Below are 19,634 nucleotides of genomic sequence, written 5' to 3'. Positions count from 1 at the left end.
TGCACTCTCCTTCAATACAAGTTGGTTGTTTCATCCGGATCAGCTCTGATCCTGTCCGGGGACATCAAAGGTCATCTGGTATGTATGCTCAAGATCCTTCATTCCACTAGGTTTCGCCGGACTCTTCATGAAATCCAGCCGCAGAGATTGCAGCTTATCCAACAAATAATAGCTTTCTGTAACCATCTTCATTTCATAGTCTGTAAACGTAATTGATGAAGTGCCTGGCTGCTGCCTATAGTCTCCCGTTCCAGTCTTGCTCCACCACAGGAATGGAGAACCGTACTTCTCATGGAATGATTTCATAAATTCCTTATTCTTAAACAAAGGTTCATCTGAATAAAAAGTGGCGATGGTTGTTAACGGTGTCAATTGTAATTTCACTTTGATCTTGTGCCCCGCTACGTTAAGCGTTTCTTGCGATGTGATGGTATGCGACTCCTGCTTCCAGTAATTTGCCCTCACATCGAAGGTGGTCTGAAGTGCCGGAGACTCCTGAATGTTGGAATCGTTGGCTCCCAGTGTGCGTAAATGGAACTCTACCTTAATCTTTGAAGGCGGGTCCGTCAAAGGAGTACTGAACGGAAGTCTGGCTATCGCATCTTTAATATGCTGCTCCGGGCTGCTGCTGCTGACCAGCGCGTGGGTCCGGCCGTTAATCACCTTGCCGGTAATACCATCCGTAATGATGCATTCTACGAAATGAGGACCGTCAGAGAATAGTGACCTACCGCCGTCCACTCTCGCAGTATAGAAGAGAATCAATTGATTCTTGTCTGCCATGAAGCCTGTGATGTTGACCTGGTAACCGTCTTGTTCAATCTCCACATTCATCGGCACCAGAAGATTATGCCGGGTCACATACTCCGTCTGTTGTGCATCTATGCTCGTTAACGGCATCAGTGTCTCTCCTTGATCCGTTGGCGTTGCTACGCGTTCCCCCGCAGCAACGCCTTCTGCATGCGTGCCAGCGGAATTGGCCTTAGGTTCCGTGACAGCGGAGTCTCCGGGCTTCCCGGAAGCGCCTGTAAGAGTCACAATGCTCAATAGGGCAACCAGAATGACAGCCGTCACGGACATGCGGTAGGAGCCTTTTTTGAAAGATTGAATCATACTGATTCTTCTTCTAATCTGTTGCCGCTGCTGCGGGTTAGAGAAATAGAGATGCCCCCTCCTCTCCCGGACTCGTGAGAAGCGCTTCAGGAACTCCACCAGAGTAAGCCCATAGTCGATGGCCTCCTCTTCTCCCAACACCTCCAGCACATAGGCGTCGCACGCAACCTCCCGATCGATCTTCATCCGCCGGATCGCCAGCCACATCAGGGGATTGAACCAATGTATCGTTGCGGCTAGGCTCCCTAGCAGGTTCCACAGCATATCCCTCCGCTTGCAGTGGGCAAGCTCATGCGCGAGGATGTGCCGCAGCCGGGAAGCATCCAGTTCCCGCAGAGCTTGCTCCGGGACAAAGATCCATGGACGCAGGAGTCCTGACAAATATGGGTTGTTAGCGGAACCTCCGGTATAGATAGGTATCGCTCTCCTTATTCCAAACTGGCGTCTGGTGGCAAGAACCACCTTAAGAATCTCCGGGGCATTCACCCGTCTAAGCCGTCTGCGTTCGCGGTGCATCCGCCTTATGTACAGGAGTCCATTCAGCAGCATAAGCATGACGCCCAGCAGCCAGATCCCTGTGCCTATCTTCAACCAGAGCGGATAGCCTGTGGCTTGCGCAGAGCTGCGGTTAACGGCTGCCGATTCATCGTTCTGTTCGATTGGGCCTGTCTGTCCTACTTCATTCAGGACGGTGCTATTTGCCGGATATGTAGTCTTAGCTCCCTCTCCGGGCGCACGCTCCTGATACTCACCCTTAGAAGCTCCGGTGTCCGGCCCCTTGTCCAGGATAGTTGTTAACAAATGCTTACTATTGCCGAGAATATGCAACATGCTGACAGGGCTGTCCGGTACAGCAGGCAATAGCAGCCGGGCGATAACAAGCAGCCACAGGAGGTAACGCACCCGGGCGTTGATGAATCTCCGCAGAACATATTGAATGAACAACACAGCCAGAATCACCATGCTTGCCGCCAGTGTCTGTTCTGCGATACCGGCAAACCATCCGTAGACCATATTCATTCCTGCTTACCTGAGTTGCCGCTGGTGCCCTGCGACTTCTTCTCCTTGAGCAGCTGTTCGAGTTGTTCAATCTCCTGCTTGGACAGCTCGACATCCTCCAGGAAGCTGGTCACCATTAACTGGGTAGCTCCGCCGAATACACGCTTCAGGAAGGAGCGGCTCTCGGCCCGGACACACTCATTCTCTGACACCAGCGGATAATAGAGATAGCTCCGGCCGGATTTCTCATACGCTATCGCGTTCTTCTTAAGCAGCCGGGTAACGAAGGTGCGCACCGTCTGCTCGCTCCATTCCACAGATGCAGGTAGGAGCCGGGTAATTTGTTCCGAGGTGAGCGGGTGATGCTCCCAGATAATCTTCATGATTTCCCATTCAGCTTCTGAAATCTTCGGGGTTGTACTCATCATAACAGCTCCATTCCGTGGCGGCGGCATTCAATCTACAAGTGTAAATACAAGCTCTGTTCTATACATTACACTTGTAGATTGAATTTGTCAAATATGCCCACATTGTGACGATTGAACGGGAAACGACACCCAAAGTGGCTAAGTGGCCGTAACCATAGCAAAAAGCACAAGCCAGCGGCTTGTACTTCCTGCATCCTATTCATAAGACTTGCTTACTCCTGTCACTCAGTTGCAGCTTACAAGCCCGCCATCAAAGCCTTAACCGAGCTGTCGCTCTCCAGCGCGCGGATAATCACGGCCACCGCTTCGGCGCGGGTAGCCTGACTCTTTGGAGCGAACGCTGAAGCAGAGATGCCCTTCACCAGATTGGCCGAAGCAGCCTGGCGGATGGCGTCGGCCGCCCAGTAACTGCTGCTGACATCCTTGAAGCTCGCCGGAGTGCCAGTCTGGAGCACGCCGAGATCAAGCACACGGCCGATGATCGTGACCATCTCAGCACGGGTAATGGTCGCTCCCGGCTTGAAGCTGCCGTCTGCGTAGCCGGTTACGATGCCTTTATCGGCCAAGGCACCGATATAACCCGCCGCCCAATTGGAGGCAGTATCCCCAAATTTAGAGGCCGCCGATGTAGTGCCTATCCCGAAGGAACGGGCGATCATCGCTGAGAATTCGGCTCTGGTCACCGGCGCATCCGGCCGGAAGGAACCGTCCGCATAGCCGCTGATGATCTGCAGCTTCACGGCTGTAGCGATGGTGCTGCTGCCCCAGTGTCCTGCGGTATCCTTGAAGCTGATGCTCTGATTCTTCGTGGCTGTAATGGCTTCAGTCACGGTCTTGTATACCGCTTCTCTGCTGACCACTCCGGATTTGAACGGATTAACGCCGCTCTGTGGCTGTTTTTCCGGTTCAGCAGGAGTAGTGCTGCCATTCCCTGGAGTGGTGCCGGTAGTCCCTGGTACCGTACCGGTATTTCCAGCCGGAGTACCCGGCGTTCCGCCCGGATTACCGCCGCCAGTTCCTCCGCTTGTCGTATCTGTAATACTAAGCGCGATCTGATCGCTCAGGTACATGACCTGGGCGTTATATTTGCTTGGCAGTCCTTCAACCTGCACGGAAGCAAACTGCCCGCTGCGCTGGCTGACGCCATGCGTAAGGAGCGGAATGAGGCTGCCGGAAGGTACATGAGAGTTCATGAAGTTTACCTTCAGCTTCCCGTCCGCCTTCACTGCGCCTTTAACGTTAAGCACATCGTCCGCACCAGCAAGATTCAGAACCAGTGACCCTTCTGATGCCTGGGTGAAGCTGCCTTCGATCACTATTTTACCGTAGACGTTCTCAACTACAGAACCGCCGGTATTCGTCACATTCCCGCTGCCGAAGGCTGTTGCCGAGTCTCCTTCCAGGATACCTGCGTTCACCTCTGTACCACCGGAATACGTGTTGCTGCCCGCCAGCTTAAGCGTGCCCGTACCCTCCTTGGTCAATCCGCCCGTCCCGGAGATATCATTGCGCCAGCGGTCTGCGGCATGGAAGCCGCCCTTCTCAGCGTCCATCGCTACCGTTACAGGCTCAGCGAATGCACCATACCCGTCAGCAGCGGCGAACAAGTTCAATCTTCCCCAGCCTTCAGGATCATCCAATAGCGGATAACCGGAAGGGAGTGCCGTTGTTACGAGAACTGCTCTACGCTGATCCGCACTCAGGTAAGGCAGGCGGGTCTCCAGCAAGACCTCTGCTCCCTTAGGAGCAACAGCAGGCTCAGTAGTAGAGTGAATCTGTGGGAAGCCGAACGTCAACCGCTGGGTATACTGGGCCTTATTCTTCGCATAATCCGTGAACCTGTCTTCTGCGGTCCCCGTCTGTGTAAGCAGCACTTCATGAGCCTGAGTATAGGCCGCCTGCTTCAATGCCGCATTATCCGGGTCTGTCAGCGCACCTGCTGCGAAGGCCATTGCCGTCACTCGTCCGCCCATAACATCCAGCGGTGAGTGCATCCCGGCGACGACACGGTTGTTGCCCATCTCCGAGGCCCGGGTCATCAGCTCCTGGAAGCGCTCAGGTACGGAGTACGCCAGAGCCAGGGCTGCCAGATAGGAAGCGTTGGTATGTCCGCTCGGGAAGCCACCGTCTTTGGCAGGTGTACTGCTTCTCGCCGACAACAGAGAAGGTACGATGACTGAGGTATCCTTCCAGCGGAATGGACGCATGTAACTGTAGAAGCTCTTGGCCTGGCTCGTAGAAGCATAATTACCGCGGATAATTCCGATCAGGTCCACCATTTTGCCCAAGCTGGAATTGGAATCGCCGCCCTTATTAGTATCATTGCCGTCATCGTATTTCACCGTGATCGTATCATCTGGAATGCTGTTAATGGTCGTGTAGGTTCCTGACATCGTACGGTACACCTCAGACAACGGACCAAGACCGTCAACTGCACCATAGGTCTGATTCCGCCGGTCATCGTAATACGCGGCCTCCTCCTCTGCCGGAGTACGGGTCTTAGACAGATCCGCCACATATTGAATGTTGTAATCCAGCACATCGTTGTTCAGCTTCGTTCCGGTATCCCAGGTGGCGCCTGGTGTCCAAAGATCCAGGAAGCCGGAGAGAACACCGATCGAGGGGTTGGAATACACCGCCGTATTTACAGGTGTGTTATTCTTATAAGTATCTACGAAATGTCCCCATGCCGGAGCAGCCGGCAGCCCGGTTAATGAATTACCCGTGGCCGCCTCTGCAGGATGTACCGCGATCGAATTCGTGAGGAGTACCAGACCTGCCGTAACAGACAACAGCTTTCTTTTCGACTTCACGTTCAATGTGTCAGCCCCTATCTTGTTATTTTGATTGCCTGAATCGGACTCAATATAGCACCTGCCTCCACCGCCGCTCAATAACACAATTTCGCAATTCTATGATTTTGGGAACAATTCAGCTTTTTTCCGGCCATTTAACATTGATTTAACATGAATCCCGAACAGATTTGTGAGGGGCTAGTGTATAATCCGCCTGGGAGGAGAATACATCTTGCGAAAATGGAACTCTGCCTTTGCCGCCCTAGCCGCTTCATACATCTCTGTTGTGTTAGTCATTGTCCTCTTACTCTGCTCTGCCTTCTATCTGTATTTCTCGAACCATTATAAGGAAGAGCTTCAGGGCCGCAACCGGCTCATCCTTGACAATACCGCCCGTACCCTTGAAGCCTCCGTGCTTCAGCGGGTGCAGCAGATCTATCTGGAAGTCTCACTGAACCAGCGGGCTGCGCTCCGTATGCTGCCAGATGCTTCACTTCCAGCGAATCTCAGCAAGGTGAGCAGTCTTCAGGAGTCGCTGAACATGCAGGTATCCAATCATTCGGACCTGATACAAGCCGTACATCTATATGCTCCCAGGCAGCATCTCCTGCTGTCCTCGCTGTATGGGCTGAAATTCCGTGCGGATCAGCAGGCGGGTGCCGCCTACTGGATGGATTGGGTGAACGGCATGAACCTTAATTCCCGTAACAGCCTCTGGACAGAGGCCCGGTTCGTGCCGGACGATATCGTCTCCAGCATCCCCGGCGGCAGCGGCAGCCAGCTGATCACCTATGTGCACAGCTATCCGTTCCAGTCCCCCGGGGCAGCCAGTGAGCTGCTGATTGCCATTGATCTGAAGGAGAGTGCGCTGCGCGCCATTCTGCAGAATATGATGCCTGCCCGCTATCAGAGCAGCTTCATTGCTACGCCCACCGGGGGAATCTTGGCCGGCTCGAGTCCGGATGCTGCCGCTCAGGCCGATACCTATGCGGCCAGTATCTCGAATGCGCTAGCCTCTCCAGAGACATCCGGGAACATGAGCCAGGAGATCGGGGGCAGCACCTACGTCATTTCCTATCAGGACCTGCCGACCACCGGGTGGAAGCTTTTCAGTGCGGCTCCAGCGAACCTGTTCTATGAGAAATGGCTCGTTGTCCAGAGGGTCATTCTCTCCTTGTGTCTGCTTGCTCTATTGGTAGGAATCTGTCTGTCCGGCATTCTGGCCAAATTGAATTACAGTCCGCTTAAGCGGCTGCTTCGCACTATTAAGGACCTCTACGGCCCGGGGCCTGAGGTGCCAGGAGTGCGGGGACAAGCCCTTAACGAATTCGGAATTATTGATTCCGCTTTCAACCGTCTGAACGACAAAGTGACCACACTGGAGGGGACGCTTGAGGCCAGCAGTCCGCATATCCGGCAGAATATGATCCTGAATCTCCTTCAGGACAGCCCTGCCCCTGGCAGCGTAACCGTAGATCCGCAATTCCTGGGACTCTCTCCGGAGCACCGTCATTACTGCTGCCTGCTCCTTAACACCCGTGGAGCCTACGCCCGTATGAGTCTAAGCGGCTTGCAGGCAGCCATGAGCGGGATGACCGGGACGCTTGAGGCGATCCGGCTTCACGAAATCCGAATTCTGGCCGAGGAGCTGCCGGACAAGCAGACGGTTGTCATTATCAGCGCGCGCGAAGCCTCCGGGACGCTGCTCGAACAGCTCTCGGACCGGATTACAGCGGCGGCGGAGCAGCATTTCCAGCTGAATATTCAGCTCTCGCAGGGCTGCTGGGTGGATGCCATCAGCCTTCTCCACACAAGCTACGCTGAAGCGCAGACCTTGATGAAATATGCTTATTTTCTGCCGGAGAACAGGGTCTTGAAGGACCGGGAGCTGCTGAAAAAGGAGCAGAGTCTTGACGAAATCCCGCAGCCTGTGCTGATGAGATTCAAGGATAAGCTGCAGACGCGTCAGCTGGATGAGACTCTGGCCGCGCTGGAGCAGCTGATAGCCGTCATGCGGGAAGGCAGCTACCCGGCGGATTATTGCCACTTCGTGCTGGCGAACACCGTATTTATGTACTCAGATTATCTGAAAAGCATCCGCTACACCCCTTCCGCGCACGGGCCTCTGGATCTGTATAACGAATACATTGCCCTGCCGGATATCCGGCAGTTGCAGGAGTGGTTCGCCGCCTCCATCGGCACCTTCATCATGGAGACGCAGAAGCGGAACAGTGACCGTGCACTCTCGACCATTGAAGCGGCCAAGGCCTATATCGGGGAGCATCTGTCCGGGGATCTATCGCTGGATGCCGTATCCGCCAAGGTCTTCATCAGTCCCAAGTATCTAAGCAAGCTGTTCAAGGAAGAGCTGGGGATCACCTACACCGACTATATCACCGGCATACGGATGGAAGAGGCCCGGCGGCTGATCGAGAAGAACAATATGTCGATCGAACAAATTGCCGGCACGGTCGGTTATGGAACGACTCCCTACTTCATCAAGCGCTTCAAGGAGATCTACGGCTGTACGCCGGGGAATTATCTGCGAACCGTGAATACACTGCCGCCGCAGGCGGAGATTAGCATGGGATAAGGAGGGTGCCTTATGTATACGTATATGTATAAAAGATTAATGCTCTTGCCCCTCCTGGGGCTGATCTGCGGCTGTAGCGGGCAGCCAGCTTCACTCTCATCTGCGCCTGGACAAGAGCTGCTGGATACATCCGTTTCCGCTGCTGATTCTGCTGATTCTGCTGTTCTTGCTGCCTCTGCCCCGAAGCTCAAAATCTCATGGACCATGCATCAAAACCTGCCGGTTGCGGAGGATGCCGTAATGGTGCGGGAGCTGGAGCAGAAGTTCAAGGTAGATCTGGACTTCTGGAATCTGCCGAATAACAAATACGAATCCCTGCTCGACCAGAGGCTGGTGCAAGGCAGCATTCCCGACCTGTTCCGGGTCCGGCAGACCCAGGATCTGCTGAAGTACCAGCAGCAGGGTGTGCTCGCCCCCATTCCTGAGGAACTGCTGAACACCTACGCTCCTAATATTCTTAAGGCCATCCGCGAGAATGCACCCGCTTATCAGCAATATGGCCGCATTAACGGGTCCTATTATGGCATTCCGGTCATTAATCCTACCAATATCTATCGGGTCCCCGTGGTCTACCGGCAGGATTGGCTGGACAAGCTCGGCCTTAAGGTGCCGGACACCTTGGATGATTTCGAGAAATTCATCTATGCGGTTGCGAACGAAGACCCGGACGTTAACGGTATCCGGGACACCTACGGCTTGTCGCAGGAGGGCATGAATGTGGTCTTCGGCGCATTCGGGCAGATGGTCTTCACGGATCAGCTCTACTTCAGCCGGAAGGATCAGGGCCTGGTCATTGGCGCTCTGGAGCCGGACATGCAGGAAGCGCTGCGTTACCTCCGCAAATGGTACCGGGACGGGGTCATCGATCCCGAGTTCATCACCGGGGAGAATAGCGGAGGCTACAAGCATCTGTCGCACGCCTTCATTAACGGGCGGATTGGTATGACCTCTATGGGCAATTATTATCACTGGACACAGGCAGGGGATTATACGGACTGGAGACTGGATGACCAGAAGGCAGCCAGGCTGGTTCCGGTAGAAGCAATGTTTAACGTCAAGGAGTTAACCGCCAAGCATCCGCAGGCCAAAATCGCTTTCGGGCGGCCGGTTAGCGGTCCGGACGGCAGACGCGGCTCCAAAGCCTACGATATGCTGATGAGCTTCACCGCCATTGGCGCGGATGCCGCCCGGGAGCCGGGCAAGCTGGAAAAGATCCTCCAGCTGCTGGACTACGTCAGCGCAAATCCTGACCCCGATGAAGCGGCATCTCTGCAGTACGGTATTCAGGGGACACACTGGGACTGGGCCGGAACGGACAAGAAGGACATCATCCTGCTGCCGCCGTATAACCATAGGTTCAGCTACCAGAATACGATCGGCGCGGGGATCGGCATGACCCTGCCTATCCTTCCTGCCGGGCGGAGTGAGCAGTGGGCAGCAACCCTGGGGCTGGATCACGACGGCATCTATAATGCCCTGGAGGTGGCTACTCCCTCTCTGATCAGGAACGGCCCTGGGCTTATTAAGCTAAGAGATCAGGCGTACATTGCCTTCATCACCGGGGAGCGCCCGCTTGAGGAATTCGGGGAGTTCGTGGAGGAGTTCCTGGCGGCGGGCGGAGCAGAGGTACTGGCGGAAGCAAATGAGTCCTATAAGGAGCTTGATCCACAAGTGGAAACGGTACCGTCCTTTTAAAGGACGGTACCGTTTCGGTGAGAAATAGAAGGATACTGTATAGCGTGAAGGATATAAATGCTTATATTTGCACAAAATCACCCTAACGGGTGAGGGATGCTGGTGTCTTCTCTCACCAGCCGCTTCTATGGGGCAGCATTGTTGCAATTCTTGCAGGATTTCTTTATAAATTTTATTGGCTGTGAAGCATGAGCCCTCCCACGGCGTAGCAGCACCCATTGTAGTCGGTTTTTCGCCTACATTTGGCCCATGCACCTTCGCCCAGCTCATTGTAGTCGGTTTTTGGCCTACATTTGGCCCGCGTACCTTCGCCCAGCCTATTGTAGTCGGTTTTTCGCCTACATTTGGCCTACGTACCTTCGTCCAGCCTATTGTAGTCGGTTTTTCGCCTACATCTGGCCCATGCACCTTCGCCCAGCCTATTGTAGTCAGTTTTTCGCCTACATCTGGCCTATGTACCTTCGCCCAGCCCATTGTAGTCGGTTTTTCGCCTACATTTGGCCCATGCACCTTCGCCCAGCCCATTGTAGTCGGTTTTTCGCCTACATTTGGCCCGCGTACCTTCGCCCAGCCTATTGTAGTCAGTTTTTCGCCTACATTTGGCCCATTGCTCACAGGATATTTACCATTATTGTACAGCGTTCCCGGCCAGACCCCTGTGCCGGTTCCGCGGATGCTCAGCAAGCATGGAATCGAGCAAGCTGCGAACCGCAGGATGAGCGGACTGCAGGAACTGCTCCTTGCTGTCGTTATATTCCACGACCTCGCCCTGATCCATGACAGCCAGTGCGTCTGAGATCATACAGGCGGCCTTAATATCATGGGTGATGAACAGATATGACAGGCCGAACGCAGACCGCAGCTCCCCCAGCAGCCGCAAAATATTCGCCCCATTAATCATATCCAGACTACTAACCGCCTCATCCAGTACGATGAGCTTCGGCTTCAGCGCAATCGCCCTGGCGATATTGATCCGCTGCAGCTGTCCTCCGCTGAACTGGTAGGGCTGCTTCTGCATGTCCGCCGCACTTAGTCCGACACACTCCAGCAGCTCGCCTACCGCCCGCTTCTGCTCCTGAACGCTCAAGGACTCGTAATTGGACAGCGGCTCGCCAATAATCTGCTCTGCTGTCATCCGGGGATTCACGGCAGAATAACAATCCTGGAAGACCACCTGCAGATCGCGGCGGATGGTCCTGCGCGCCTGCGGGCTCAGCTTATACAGATCCTGGCCCTGAATCAGCACCTGGCCCGCGCGGGGCGGCTCCAGCCCGAGAATAACCCGGCCCAGTGTGCTTTTACCGGCTCCGCTTGATCCCAGCAGCCCCAGGCAGGTTCCCTCTTCTATATGAAGAGACACGCCGGACAGCACATTATCCTGCTTCTCCGAACGCCTCCACCGGCGGGATGGAGCATAGGTATGGGTAACTTCCCTGACCTCAAGCATGTATTCTGCCGCTATTCCGGTCATAGCTGGCCCCCTAACTGCGGACTAAGCTGAAGCAGCGGTCTTGCTGCCAGCAGCTCCCGGGTGTATTCATGCCGGGGATGGTTGAACAATTCGAATACATCGGCGGTCTCGACAATCCGCCCGTGCTGCATAACCGCAACTTCATCAGCCAGCTCCGCAATGACGCCAAGATCATGGGAGATCAGCAGAATAGCGGTTCCATGCTCATGCCGTATCCGGTCCAGCTGCCGCAGCACCTGGAGCTGATTGGTCACATCCAGAGCGGTAGTAGGCTCATCGGCAATGATCACCGAGGGCTTCAGGCACAGGGTGAGCGCCAGCATCACCCGCTGGAGCATCCCGCCGCTCAGCTCATACGGATACTTTTGCAGCAGCGCTGCGGGATCGGGCAGATTCACATCGGCCAGGGAGCGGATCGCGCAGGCTCTGGCTTCTTTTTTCCCCAGCTTCACATGTGTACGGATCGACTCCACGAATTGCACACCAATGGTATACACCGGAGAGAAGGCCGTCATCGGATTCTGCATAATCAGCGCAAGACTACTGCCGCGAAGCCTGCGCATGTCCTTCTCCGGGAGTCCGTTCAGCTCACGGGTATGCAGCCGGATACTGCCTTCGATCACACTCGTCTGCCGGTCCAGCATCTGGAGGAGCGCCAGCGATGTAACGGTTTTTCCGCTGCCGCTGCCTCCCACAAGACCCAGCACACGCCCCGGCTTCAGCTCCAGGTTAACATCCTCTATGAGGGGCAGATATCCCGCCGCCGTCTCCACAGATACCTTCAGATCCTTCACCTGCAGCACATATTCCGCTTGTTCCATGATTCGCTCATACCTTCTTTCAGGAGCCTCGTTTGATCCCGTACCGTTCAGACAGCGCCTCGCCCAGCAGATTAAACGAAGCTACAACCATAATAATCATCAGGCCCGGATAGAGCATCAGCTCGGGATGATTGCGGATGAAGGATTTTCCTTCGTTCAGCATCGCCCCCCATTCCGGTGTAGGCGCCTGGACGCCCAGGCCCAGGAAGGACATCGCGGAGATATCCATAATCGCCCAGCCCATCTCAAGCGTCCCAATCACCACAATCGATGGCAGAATGTTGGGAATAAGGTGCCTGCTCATGATCTGCCAGGGGGAAGAGCCGCTGATCCGCGCTGCCGTGATGAAATTCCGCTCCTTCAGGCTGACAATCATATTCCGGAACATCCGGGCGAAGTACACCCACTGCACCAGCATCAGAGCAATAACCAATTGAGACAGGCCCGGCCCCAGAATCCCGATCAGACCGAAGACCAGAATCATACTGGGAAAAGACATAATGCCATCGCACAACCGCATCAGCACAGCATCCAGCCACCCGCCGATGTACCCCGAAACCACTCCTGCGAGCAGTCCCACCCCTAAAGAAGCGGCAAAAATAAGTGAAGCAAAGCCCAGCGAGATCCGTGTTCCATACAGCAGCCTGGATAGATTGTCCCGGCCCAGCTGATCTGTGCCCAGAAGATATTCCCACGAGGGCGGACTGAGCTTCGCTGCCAGGTTCACCCGTATCGGATCATGCGGTGAGATCCACGGGGCCAACAGGCCGGCAAGACCAAACAGGATCAGCAGGCTGCCGCAGATCATGATCACTTTCCTGCCTTTGAAACGGCTGTTTAAGTTATTCATCCTTGGCTGACCCTCCCTTTACGCGCAATTCGCGGGTCCAGGAATAGCTGGAGCAGATCGGCGATCAGATTGCTTCCGGCGATCACACAGACCGAGAGCATGACATAGCATTGAATCACCGGAATGTCACGGTTAATGATCGCTTCAATGAAGTACCGGCCGAAGCCCGGCCAGGAGAATACCTGCTCTACGATAATCGCTCCCGTCAGCAGCTTCCCCAGATTGATGCCCAGTCCTGTAATAAGGGGCGCTATGGCAATTCTAAGCACGTATTTATACAAAATCACACGTTCCTTAATCCCTCTGGCCCGGGCATATCGGACATACGCCTCCTTCAGCTCCTCCAGAACGGTCGTCCGCAGCAGGCGCGCGTAGATGGCAATCAGCCAGAGCGCCAGGGTAATAGACGGAAGAATCAGGTGCTGTACAGACCCTCTGCCCTCCACAGGCAGCCATTCCAGCTTGACCGAGATGAAGAACATCAGCAGATAACCGATCCAGAAGACTGGAACACAGGCACCGATATAGGCGAACACCCGGATCACATGATCTAACAGCCGGTTTTTGTAAATTGCCGCTAACACCCCAAGCGGGATGCTGACCACCAGCGCCAGCACGATACTGGCAGACGCAAGCTGAAGCGTTGCGGGCAGCTTCTGGGCAACCTCTCCCCATACGGGCATATTGGACAGGTAGGAATGGCCGAAATCCAGCCGGAGCAGCCGGCCCACCGATTGAACATATTGCGTCAGCAGCGGCTGGTCCAGCCCGAATTCATGCCGCTTGGCGGCCAGCACCTCATCATCCGGCTGGATATGGGCCGCCGCCAGATAGGCTTCAGCCGGGTCCACCGGCCCCACCCGGATCATCACGAACATCAGCAATGTCGAGAACAGGATGATGGGGATGATCGCTAGCACTCTTTTTCCGATATATATGCCCACTTAGAACCCTCCTGCGTGACTACTAGTTCTTCTTGGTGCCATGAAGCGGATATTCATCCCGGTTGGACGGGAACTTGAATTCAGCCACATTGTCCCGGTACACCGCCATCTGCTTGATGTAGGAGATCGGAAGGATCGAAGACTGTTCCTGCAGCGTAGTGAGCACAGAGCCGAACAGCTCGGTACGGGCCTTATCGTCTGTTGTTGCCATGGCTGCTTTGATTTTCTTATCAATCGCAGCCTTCATTGGCAGAGCCGCCAGAGTATCTGAGACCCCGTATCCCGGCTGTAAAACGGCAGTCATGAAGGAATGCGGGTCATACGGCGCACCAAAGGTCGAGTAGAAATTCATATCGAACTCATTGGCCTTTCTGCGCTGGATGTAGACGGTCAGCTCGACGCCGGTGATTTTCAGATTCACACCGATCCCCGCCCATTCAGCTTGCAGGGTCTCCGCCATGGCCTTCATGGTCAGATCCGCCTTGTCATACATCAGCTCCAGCTCCAGCGCCTGTCCATCCTTCTCCCGCACGCCCCCACCTGAAGGCAGCTTCCAGCCCGCTTCATTCAGCAGCGCATTCGCCTGCTCCACATCATATTTTACCGGGCTCACCTTAATATTGGCATAAGGCAGATTCGGCGGCAGGATATTGTCCGCCTTCTCCTCCAGTCCCAGCGTTACCCCTTCGACCATCGCTTCCTTATTGAAGCCCATGCTAAGCGCCTGACGGACCTTAAGATCAGCCAGCTTCGCGTTCATGGTATTCAGCACCAGATTGCGGGTTGCGATCGGCTCAGACAGCTTAGTGACGTACTTCCCGGTGCTCTCAAGCTCCTTGTAGGCGTCATAGCTGATGAGACCTTCGCCGTAGATCAGGTCCAGATCGCCTTTTTCAAAAGACAGCACACGGGTCTCCGCATCCGGGATCACCTTCACCACCACCTTGTCCACCTTCGGCTTCTCACCCCAATAGTAAGGATTCGGTGTAAAGGTTGCCGCTTCATCCTTCTTATACTCGCTTAGCACCCAAGGTCCGGTTCCGATCGGGCTCTTCACGCCCTTGGATGTATCGCCATCCTCCGGGAAGCCCGCCTCGCCAAGGAAGCGTACAGGCCGCACCACCGCAAGATCATATAACGCCGGATAATACGATTCCGTCAGCGTGAGCCGGAACGTAGTGTCGTTAAGCGCCTCTGTCTTCTCAATCAGCGGAATCATGCCCAGCCACGTGTGCAGCTTCTTATTATGTAGGACCGCATCCATATTCTTCTTCACCAGCTGTGCGGTAAAAGCCGTTCCGTCCGAGAACTTGACGTTGCTGCGGATCTTGAACGTGTATACCTTGCCATCCGGCGATAGTGTCCAGGATTCGGCCAGAGCCGGGACAAGCTTCCCGTCTTGATAACTGACAAGCGGCTCATAGATCATAGACTGGGCTAACAGCTGGGACGGGTTATATAAATGCGGATTCATCGGTCCGATATCCCGGGGCCACGCCATTGTAATAGTTTTCGTAGCTTGCGCGCCTCCGGTGTCCGCTGATTTCTCTGTATTATTCGATGAACAGCCTGCAGCGACCATGGATATAACCAACAATACGAGCAGGCCTTGCAGCAGCTTCTTACCTTTAGATGCGAACATAGCGTTGACTTCCTCTTTTCTAATCGAGAATGATTATCATTATAAATTAAAATATTACTGTACCTGACACAATTCTGTCAATGGTAACGGTTGTATGCTCTGTACATACCAAAAAAAACCACCCCAAAACCTGGAGTGGCGATGATGTCATACGTTATATGTCATGCGTTATATGATTGATTAACCCTGCTCTTACCCTTCTTCTTCCGGCTCTCCGAATCCCTCATCCGGGCCAGGACTGACGTAAGCCTGCAATACAGAATCCAGCAGCCCGGGGAACCGCTCGTCCAGATCTTCCCTCCGCAGAGACAGAATTCGCTGGGTCCCCTGCACCCGCGTATGAATGACACCCGCTTCGCGCAGCGTCCGGGCATGGTGGGTCAGCGTGGACTTGGCAATCGGCACCTTGAAGCTGTTGCAGGACTGCGGGCCGTGGTTACAGATCTCCGACACTACATATAGACGGATCGGGTCGCTAAGCGCATAGAGCACCGAGGCGAGCTGAATGTCCTTGCGTTCCGGATGATGGAGCTGCTTCATGAATAAGACTCCTTCAAAGTATATAATAGTACTTCTTTTCACGATGATTTCCTAATTGCATTTTACATTAGCGCATGCTATATTTCAATAGTTCGTAAGTAATCGAACTATACAATAACTTAATGAAGGAGTGGCTTTCTCATGACCTCATCACCTGCTTCTGAGGGCGATCAAGAGCATTCAATGGCTGCTCCGCAAGCGGCTCTTCCACGGGAAGGACTGTTAACTCTGCTATTCAGCGTTGCTGTCGTCCTCGTGATTATGAACACAGCGATGTTCAATCTGGCCCTGCCTGATGTAACCGAGACCTTCGGCATCACCGCAGCGTCCGCCTCCTGGATTGTAACCGGGTATTCCATCATGTTCTCTATTGCCTCAATCACATACAGCCGGCTCTCGGACTTCCTGCCGATCCGCCGGCTGCTGGTTATCGGGCTGCTCACCTTAGGGCTTGCTGCTGTGGCCGGATTCTTCAGCACCAGCTTCATTTTCCTGCTGATTGTGCGTATTCTGCAAGCCTCGGGTGCAGGCGCCGTGATGTCGCTGTCCCTTGTCCTGTTCACCCGCTACATTCCGCAGGCCCGGCGCGGCAAAGCCATGGCGACGATCATGTCGGCCGTCTCCCTGGGACTGGGTCTGGGTCCGGTAGCCGGCGGCTCCATTGTTGAGTACCTCGGCTGGACCTGGCTGTTCGCGGTCACTGCCGCCATTCTGCTGCTGGTGCCGCTGTTCCTGATCCTGCTACCTAAGGAAGTTCCGGCTAGCGGCTCATTCGACGTCCAGGGCGGGATCTTCCTCGGCGTGGGTACCACCGGTCTGCTGCTATTCCTGACCAGCGGACTATGGATCGCGTTGATCGCTGGTATCGCCGCCATTGCCTTATTTGTAGGGCGTATCCGCACGACCCCTGATCCATTCGTGCTGCCCGCGTTGTTCAGCAACCGGCCATATCTGGTACTGGCACTGATCGGGGTTGCCTCTTACCTGTGCAGCTTCGCTACCCTGTTCCTGCTGCCGCAGATTCTGACTCACCGCTTCGGCTTCAGCGCCAGCCATGCCGGGCTTGTCATCTTCCCGGGCTCGCTGCTGGCCATCTTCGTCTCGCGCCTGGTCGGACGGATGATAGACCGCTACGGCAACACCGGAATTCTGCGCTTCGCACCGCTGCTCGTTCTGGCCGCCACCGTATTGTTCGCCTTGTTCGCCGGAAAGTCATGGGTTGCTGTCATGCTCGTCTACATGATCATGAGCCTGTCCTTCACTGTACTGTCGAGCAGTGTGTCGAATGAAATCTCGCGTATCCTGCCTGCTTCGCAGATCGGCTCCGGGATGGGGCTCTTCCAGCTGCTGCAGTTCTTCAGCGGTGCCTTCAGCGTCGCGATGGCCGCTAGCGCCCTGGAATGGCAGCGCAGCCTGCCGCTTCAGGCCGCTTACTCCAACATCTACTGGGGCTTGTCAGTTGCAGCAATCGTGGCGATTGGCTCCGCCTTCATCTACCTGCGGGGCAGTCAGCGCAGCCCGCTGCCCGAGATGGCGAAAGCCGCAGACTGCTAGATAACAATACTTTGAATGTAATGCTATATCCGCAACTATACCTTTCACGCATACACCCGCACGCCAAAACACCCTGCAGCCTTCACGGCCACAGGGTGTTTCTTATTCCGGCCGCCCTCAGACGACCAGATATTCCGCATTTCGTTCACATTCCGCACATTTCGCCGGCGGGTCCCAGTCCGAGAACTCCGTCTCCTTCAGATCGACTACATCCGGTGCATCCTCGTACTCGTCCACAAATTTGTCGATGGCCAGCTCTACGTGTTCCTTACAGACTACATACATTCAATCAAGCATCCCTTTCTGTGCCGCTGCGGCGTAGACTTATACTACTGTTCTACCACACTTCCCTGCAAAAAGGAACCTCCCGCAGCGCAAAACACGGCTCTATTCCCGCCCCGTAAACTTCCGGACATCCCCGGCAATGAATCCGAGCGCCTCCTGCCAGAAATTCAGGGAATGCACATCAATATCCATCAGCTTCGCAGCGTCTGCGATGCTCCGGGTACTGGTCGCTGACAGGAACTGTTCATAGCGGCTCACGAACGCCTGCCCCTGCTTTTGGTACTGGGCATATAGCCCCTTGGAGAACAGCAGCCCGAAGGAATACGGGAAGTTCAGGAACTCATTGCCTGCCATATAATACCCCGCCTTGCTAATCCACTGGTAAGGATGAATGGACCCGGGCAGCACGCTGTCCCCGTAAGCCGCAGCCATTGATTCCAGCATCAGTGCGTTCAGCTCCTCTAATGGAAGGGGACCGGATAACCGGCGGGCATAGAGCGCACTCTCGAAGCAGTACCTGGCATAGAAATCGACAATATAATACCCTGCATCCGAGAGACTACGTTCCAGGATCGCATCCGCTTCCTCCGCAGGCAGCGAGTTTAAGAGTTCAACATGAATCAGACTCTCACAAAAAATCGACGCGGTCTCCGCAATCGGGACCGGATAATCCATGTTGACCATCGTATGTCCTGTGAGGCGGCTGGTATGATACGCGTGCCCAATCTCGTGGGCCAGCACACTCACATCTATATATTGGCCGTGGAAGCTTGTTATGATCCGGCTCTCTCCAATCGGGACGATATCGACACACATCCCGAAATTGCCCTTCCCGCTGCGCGGCTCGGCATCAATCCAGCGCTCCCCGAACACCTTGCGGGCGAACCCGCCCAGCTCGGGGCTGAACCTGCTGAACCCCGCGATAATCATCGCCTGGGCCTCAGCGTAGGTTATGCGGACTGAAGACTCCGTACCAATGGGCGCAAAAACATCCCAGAACGGCAGCTGTCCCCCCGCATGCCCCAGCCGCCCCGCCTTCCCGGCATAATATTGCCGGAAGACCGGCAGGCTCTCCCGGATGGCCTGAAGCATCACCTCCAGCGTCTCCTGATCCATCCGCGCTGCTTCCAGCACCTTATGCAGCGGAGAGGCATAACCTCTCAGCTCATAGACGGCTGCCGCCTCACCGGAGACCGCATTGATACAGGCAGCACTCTGCTCCGCTACGCTGCGGCAAGCCTCATGCTCTGCTTCAGCCGCCGCCCTCCGTACCTCAGGATTGGGATCATAGACCAGATTCCGCAGCTCCGCCAGCGTCACACTGCGGTTTACCCCAGCCAGCTCCAGATCAGTCCGCAGTGTAGACAGCGTCTGCATGTACAGCCGCTCCCACGCTTTGGAGCCGGTGTTCTGCATCCGGGCAATCACCGCTTCGCCTTCTGCGCTAAGCATGTGATGCGATTTCCCCTGTAATCCGCGCAGATAGAAGCTATGCTGCTCCAGATAAGCGCTGGAACGGAGACTCCGCTCCAGTTCATCCGCACTTACCCCTGCCAGCCACTTGCTGAAGCGGATCAAGGCTTCACCCGCTCCGCTGGTCACCTCTTCCAGCTCATCCATCAGATTCACAGCGTCCTCACACTGGCTGTCCGCACTGAACCGCAGCTCCGCGTAGCTGAACAGACGCAGATATAGCTGTTGATACGCATTATATTGTTTAAGGAACACTTCCATCCGGTCTGCAGCGTCCTGCCCGCTAACGGGCTGCGAGGCCGACCATCTATTCAGCTCCCCGGCAAGGCTCTCCACCTGCCTGCGGTCCTGCTGAAATCCCTCCGACTCAAACGAGGGATAGATCCGGTCCAGATTCCATGTTAATTCCATTCATTAACCTCTCCTTAACT

14 protein-coding genes are annotated in these 19,634 nt (G+C 55.1%); 3 read left to right on the top strand and 11 right to left on the bottom strand.

Annotated elements, in window-relative coordinates; translation table 11 throughout:
• Positions 1–39 precede the first annotated feature (39 nt).
• The 3 genes from NST04_RS03880 to NST04_RS03870 form a co-directional block, all read right to left on the bottom strand.
• Entirely contained in the window at positions 40–2,127 is a 2,088-nt protein-coding gene (locus tag NST04_RS03880; protein ID WP_341183211.1) for a M56 family metallopeptidase, read from the bottom strand.
• Between the two features lie 2 nt (positions 2,128–2,129).
• On the bottom strand, positions 2,130–2,537 hold the full coding sequence (locus NST04_RS03875) for a BlaI/MecI/CopY family transcriptional regulator (protein ID WP_339257674.1): 408 nt from the start codon (positions 2,535–2,537) through the stop codon (positions 2,130–2,132).
• Between the two features lie 239 nt (positions 2,538–2,776).
• Complete coding sequence (locus NST04_RS03870; protein ID WP_445667869.1) at positions 2,777–5,353, bottom strand: S-layer homology domain-containing protein; 2,577 nt, start codon at positions 5,351–5,353, stop codon at positions 2,777–2,779.
• A gap of 214 nt (positions 5,354–5,567) precedes the next feature.
• On the opposite strand from NST04_RS03870, the gene NST04_RS03865 reads away from it, so the two are divergent.
• Positions 5,568–7,928, top strand: coding sequence for an AraC family transcriptional regulator (locus tag NST04_RS03865; RefSeq protein ID WP_341183210.1), 2,361 nt, complete (start codon positions 5,568–5,570; stop codon positions 7,926–7,928).
• Positions 7,929–7,940: 12 nt separating this feature from the next.
• On the top strand, positions 7,941–9,623 hold the full coding sequence (locus NST04_RS03860) for an ABC transporter substrate-binding protein (RefSeq protein WP_341183209.1): 1,683 nt from the start codon (positions 7,941–7,943) through the stop codon (positions 9,621–9,623).
• Between the two features lie 628 nt (positions 9,624–10,251).
• Here NST04_RS03860 and nikE read toward each other — a convergent pair.
• The 6 genes from nikE to NST04_RS03830 all read right to left on the bottom strand — a co-directional run bounded on the left by nikE (position 10,252) and on the right by NST04_RS03830 (position 15,891).
• Positions 10,252–11,070, bottom strand: coding sequence for a nickel import ATP-binding protein NikE (gene nikE, locus NST04_RS03855; RefSeq protein ID WP_341185167.1), 819 nt, complete (start codon positions 11,068–11,070; stop codon positions 10,252–10,254).
• Between the two features lie 20 nt (positions 11,071–11,090).
• Positions 11,091–11,915 (bottom strand): ABC transporter ATP-binding protein, encoded by an 825-nt coding sequence (locus NST04_RS03850; protein ID WP_341183208.1) that lies wholly within the window; start codon positions 11,913–11,915, stop codon positions 11,091–11,093.
• A 19-nt stretch (positions 11,916–11,934) separates the two neighbouring features.
• Positions 11,935–12,765, bottom strand: coding sequence for a nickel ABC transporter permease subunit NikC (nikC, locus tag NST04_RS03845; RefSeq protein WP_341183207.1), 831 nt, complete (start codon positions 12,763–12,765; stop codon positions 11,935–11,937).
• On the bottom strand, positions 12,762–13,709 hold the full coding sequence (nikB, locus tag NST04_RS03840; RefSeq protein WP_341183206.1) for a nickel ABC transporter permease: 948 nt from the start codon (positions 13,707–13,709) through the stop codon (positions 12,762–12,764). Before nikB ends, nikC begins: the two co-directional genes overlap by 4 nt.
• A gap of 22 nt (positions 13,710–13,731) precedes the next feature.
• Positions 13,732–15,351 carry a nickel ABC transporter substrate-binding protein gene (gene nikA, locus NST04_RS03835; protein ID WP_341183205.1) on the bottom strand — a complete coding sequence of 540 codons (1,620 nt, stop codon included), beginning with the start codon at positions 15,349–15,351 and terminating at the stop codon, positions 13,732–13,734.
• Between the two features lie 192 nt (positions 15,352–15,543).
• Positions 15,544–15,891, bottom strand: a complete 348-nt coding sequence (locus NST04_RS03830) for an ArsR/SmtB family transcription factor (RefSeq protein WP_341183204.1) — start codon at positions 15,889–15,891, stop codon at positions 15,544–15,546.
• Positions 15,892–16,032: 141 nt separating this feature from the next.
• Between NST04_RS03830 and NST04_RS03825 the strand changes: the two genes are divergently transcribed.
• Entirely contained in the window at positions 16,033–17,445 is a 1,413-nt protein-coding gene (locus tag NST04_RS03825; protein WP_341183203.1) for an MFS transporter, read from the top strand.
• A 117-nt stretch (positions 17,446–17,562) separates the two neighbouring features.
• Here the strand turns inward: NST04_RS03825 and NST04_RS03820 are convergent, their stop codons facing one another.
• A complete protein-coding gene (locus NST04_RS03820; RefSeq protein WP_063829067.1) occupies positions 17,563–17,730 on the bottom strand; it encodes a CxxH/CxxC protein in 168 nt (55 codons plus the stop codon).
• A 102-nt stretch (positions 17,731–17,832) separates the two neighbouring features.
• On the bottom strand, positions 17,833–19,614 hold the full coding sequence (locus tag NST04_RS03815; RefSeq protein ID WP_341183202.1) for a M3 family oligoendopeptidase: 1,782 nt from the start codon (positions 19,612–19,614) through the stop codon (positions 17,833–17,835).
• Positions 19,615–19,634: the final 20 nt, after the last annotated feature.

Origin of the sequence: Paenibacillus sp. FSL H7-0756 (assembly GCF_038006765.1) — a bacterium.
Taxonomy (GTDB): domain Bacteria; phylum Bacillota; class Bacilli; order Paenibacillales; family Paenibacillaceae; genus Paenibacillus_AQ.
This window is presented reverse-complemented; position numbering and strand designations above follow the sequence as displayed.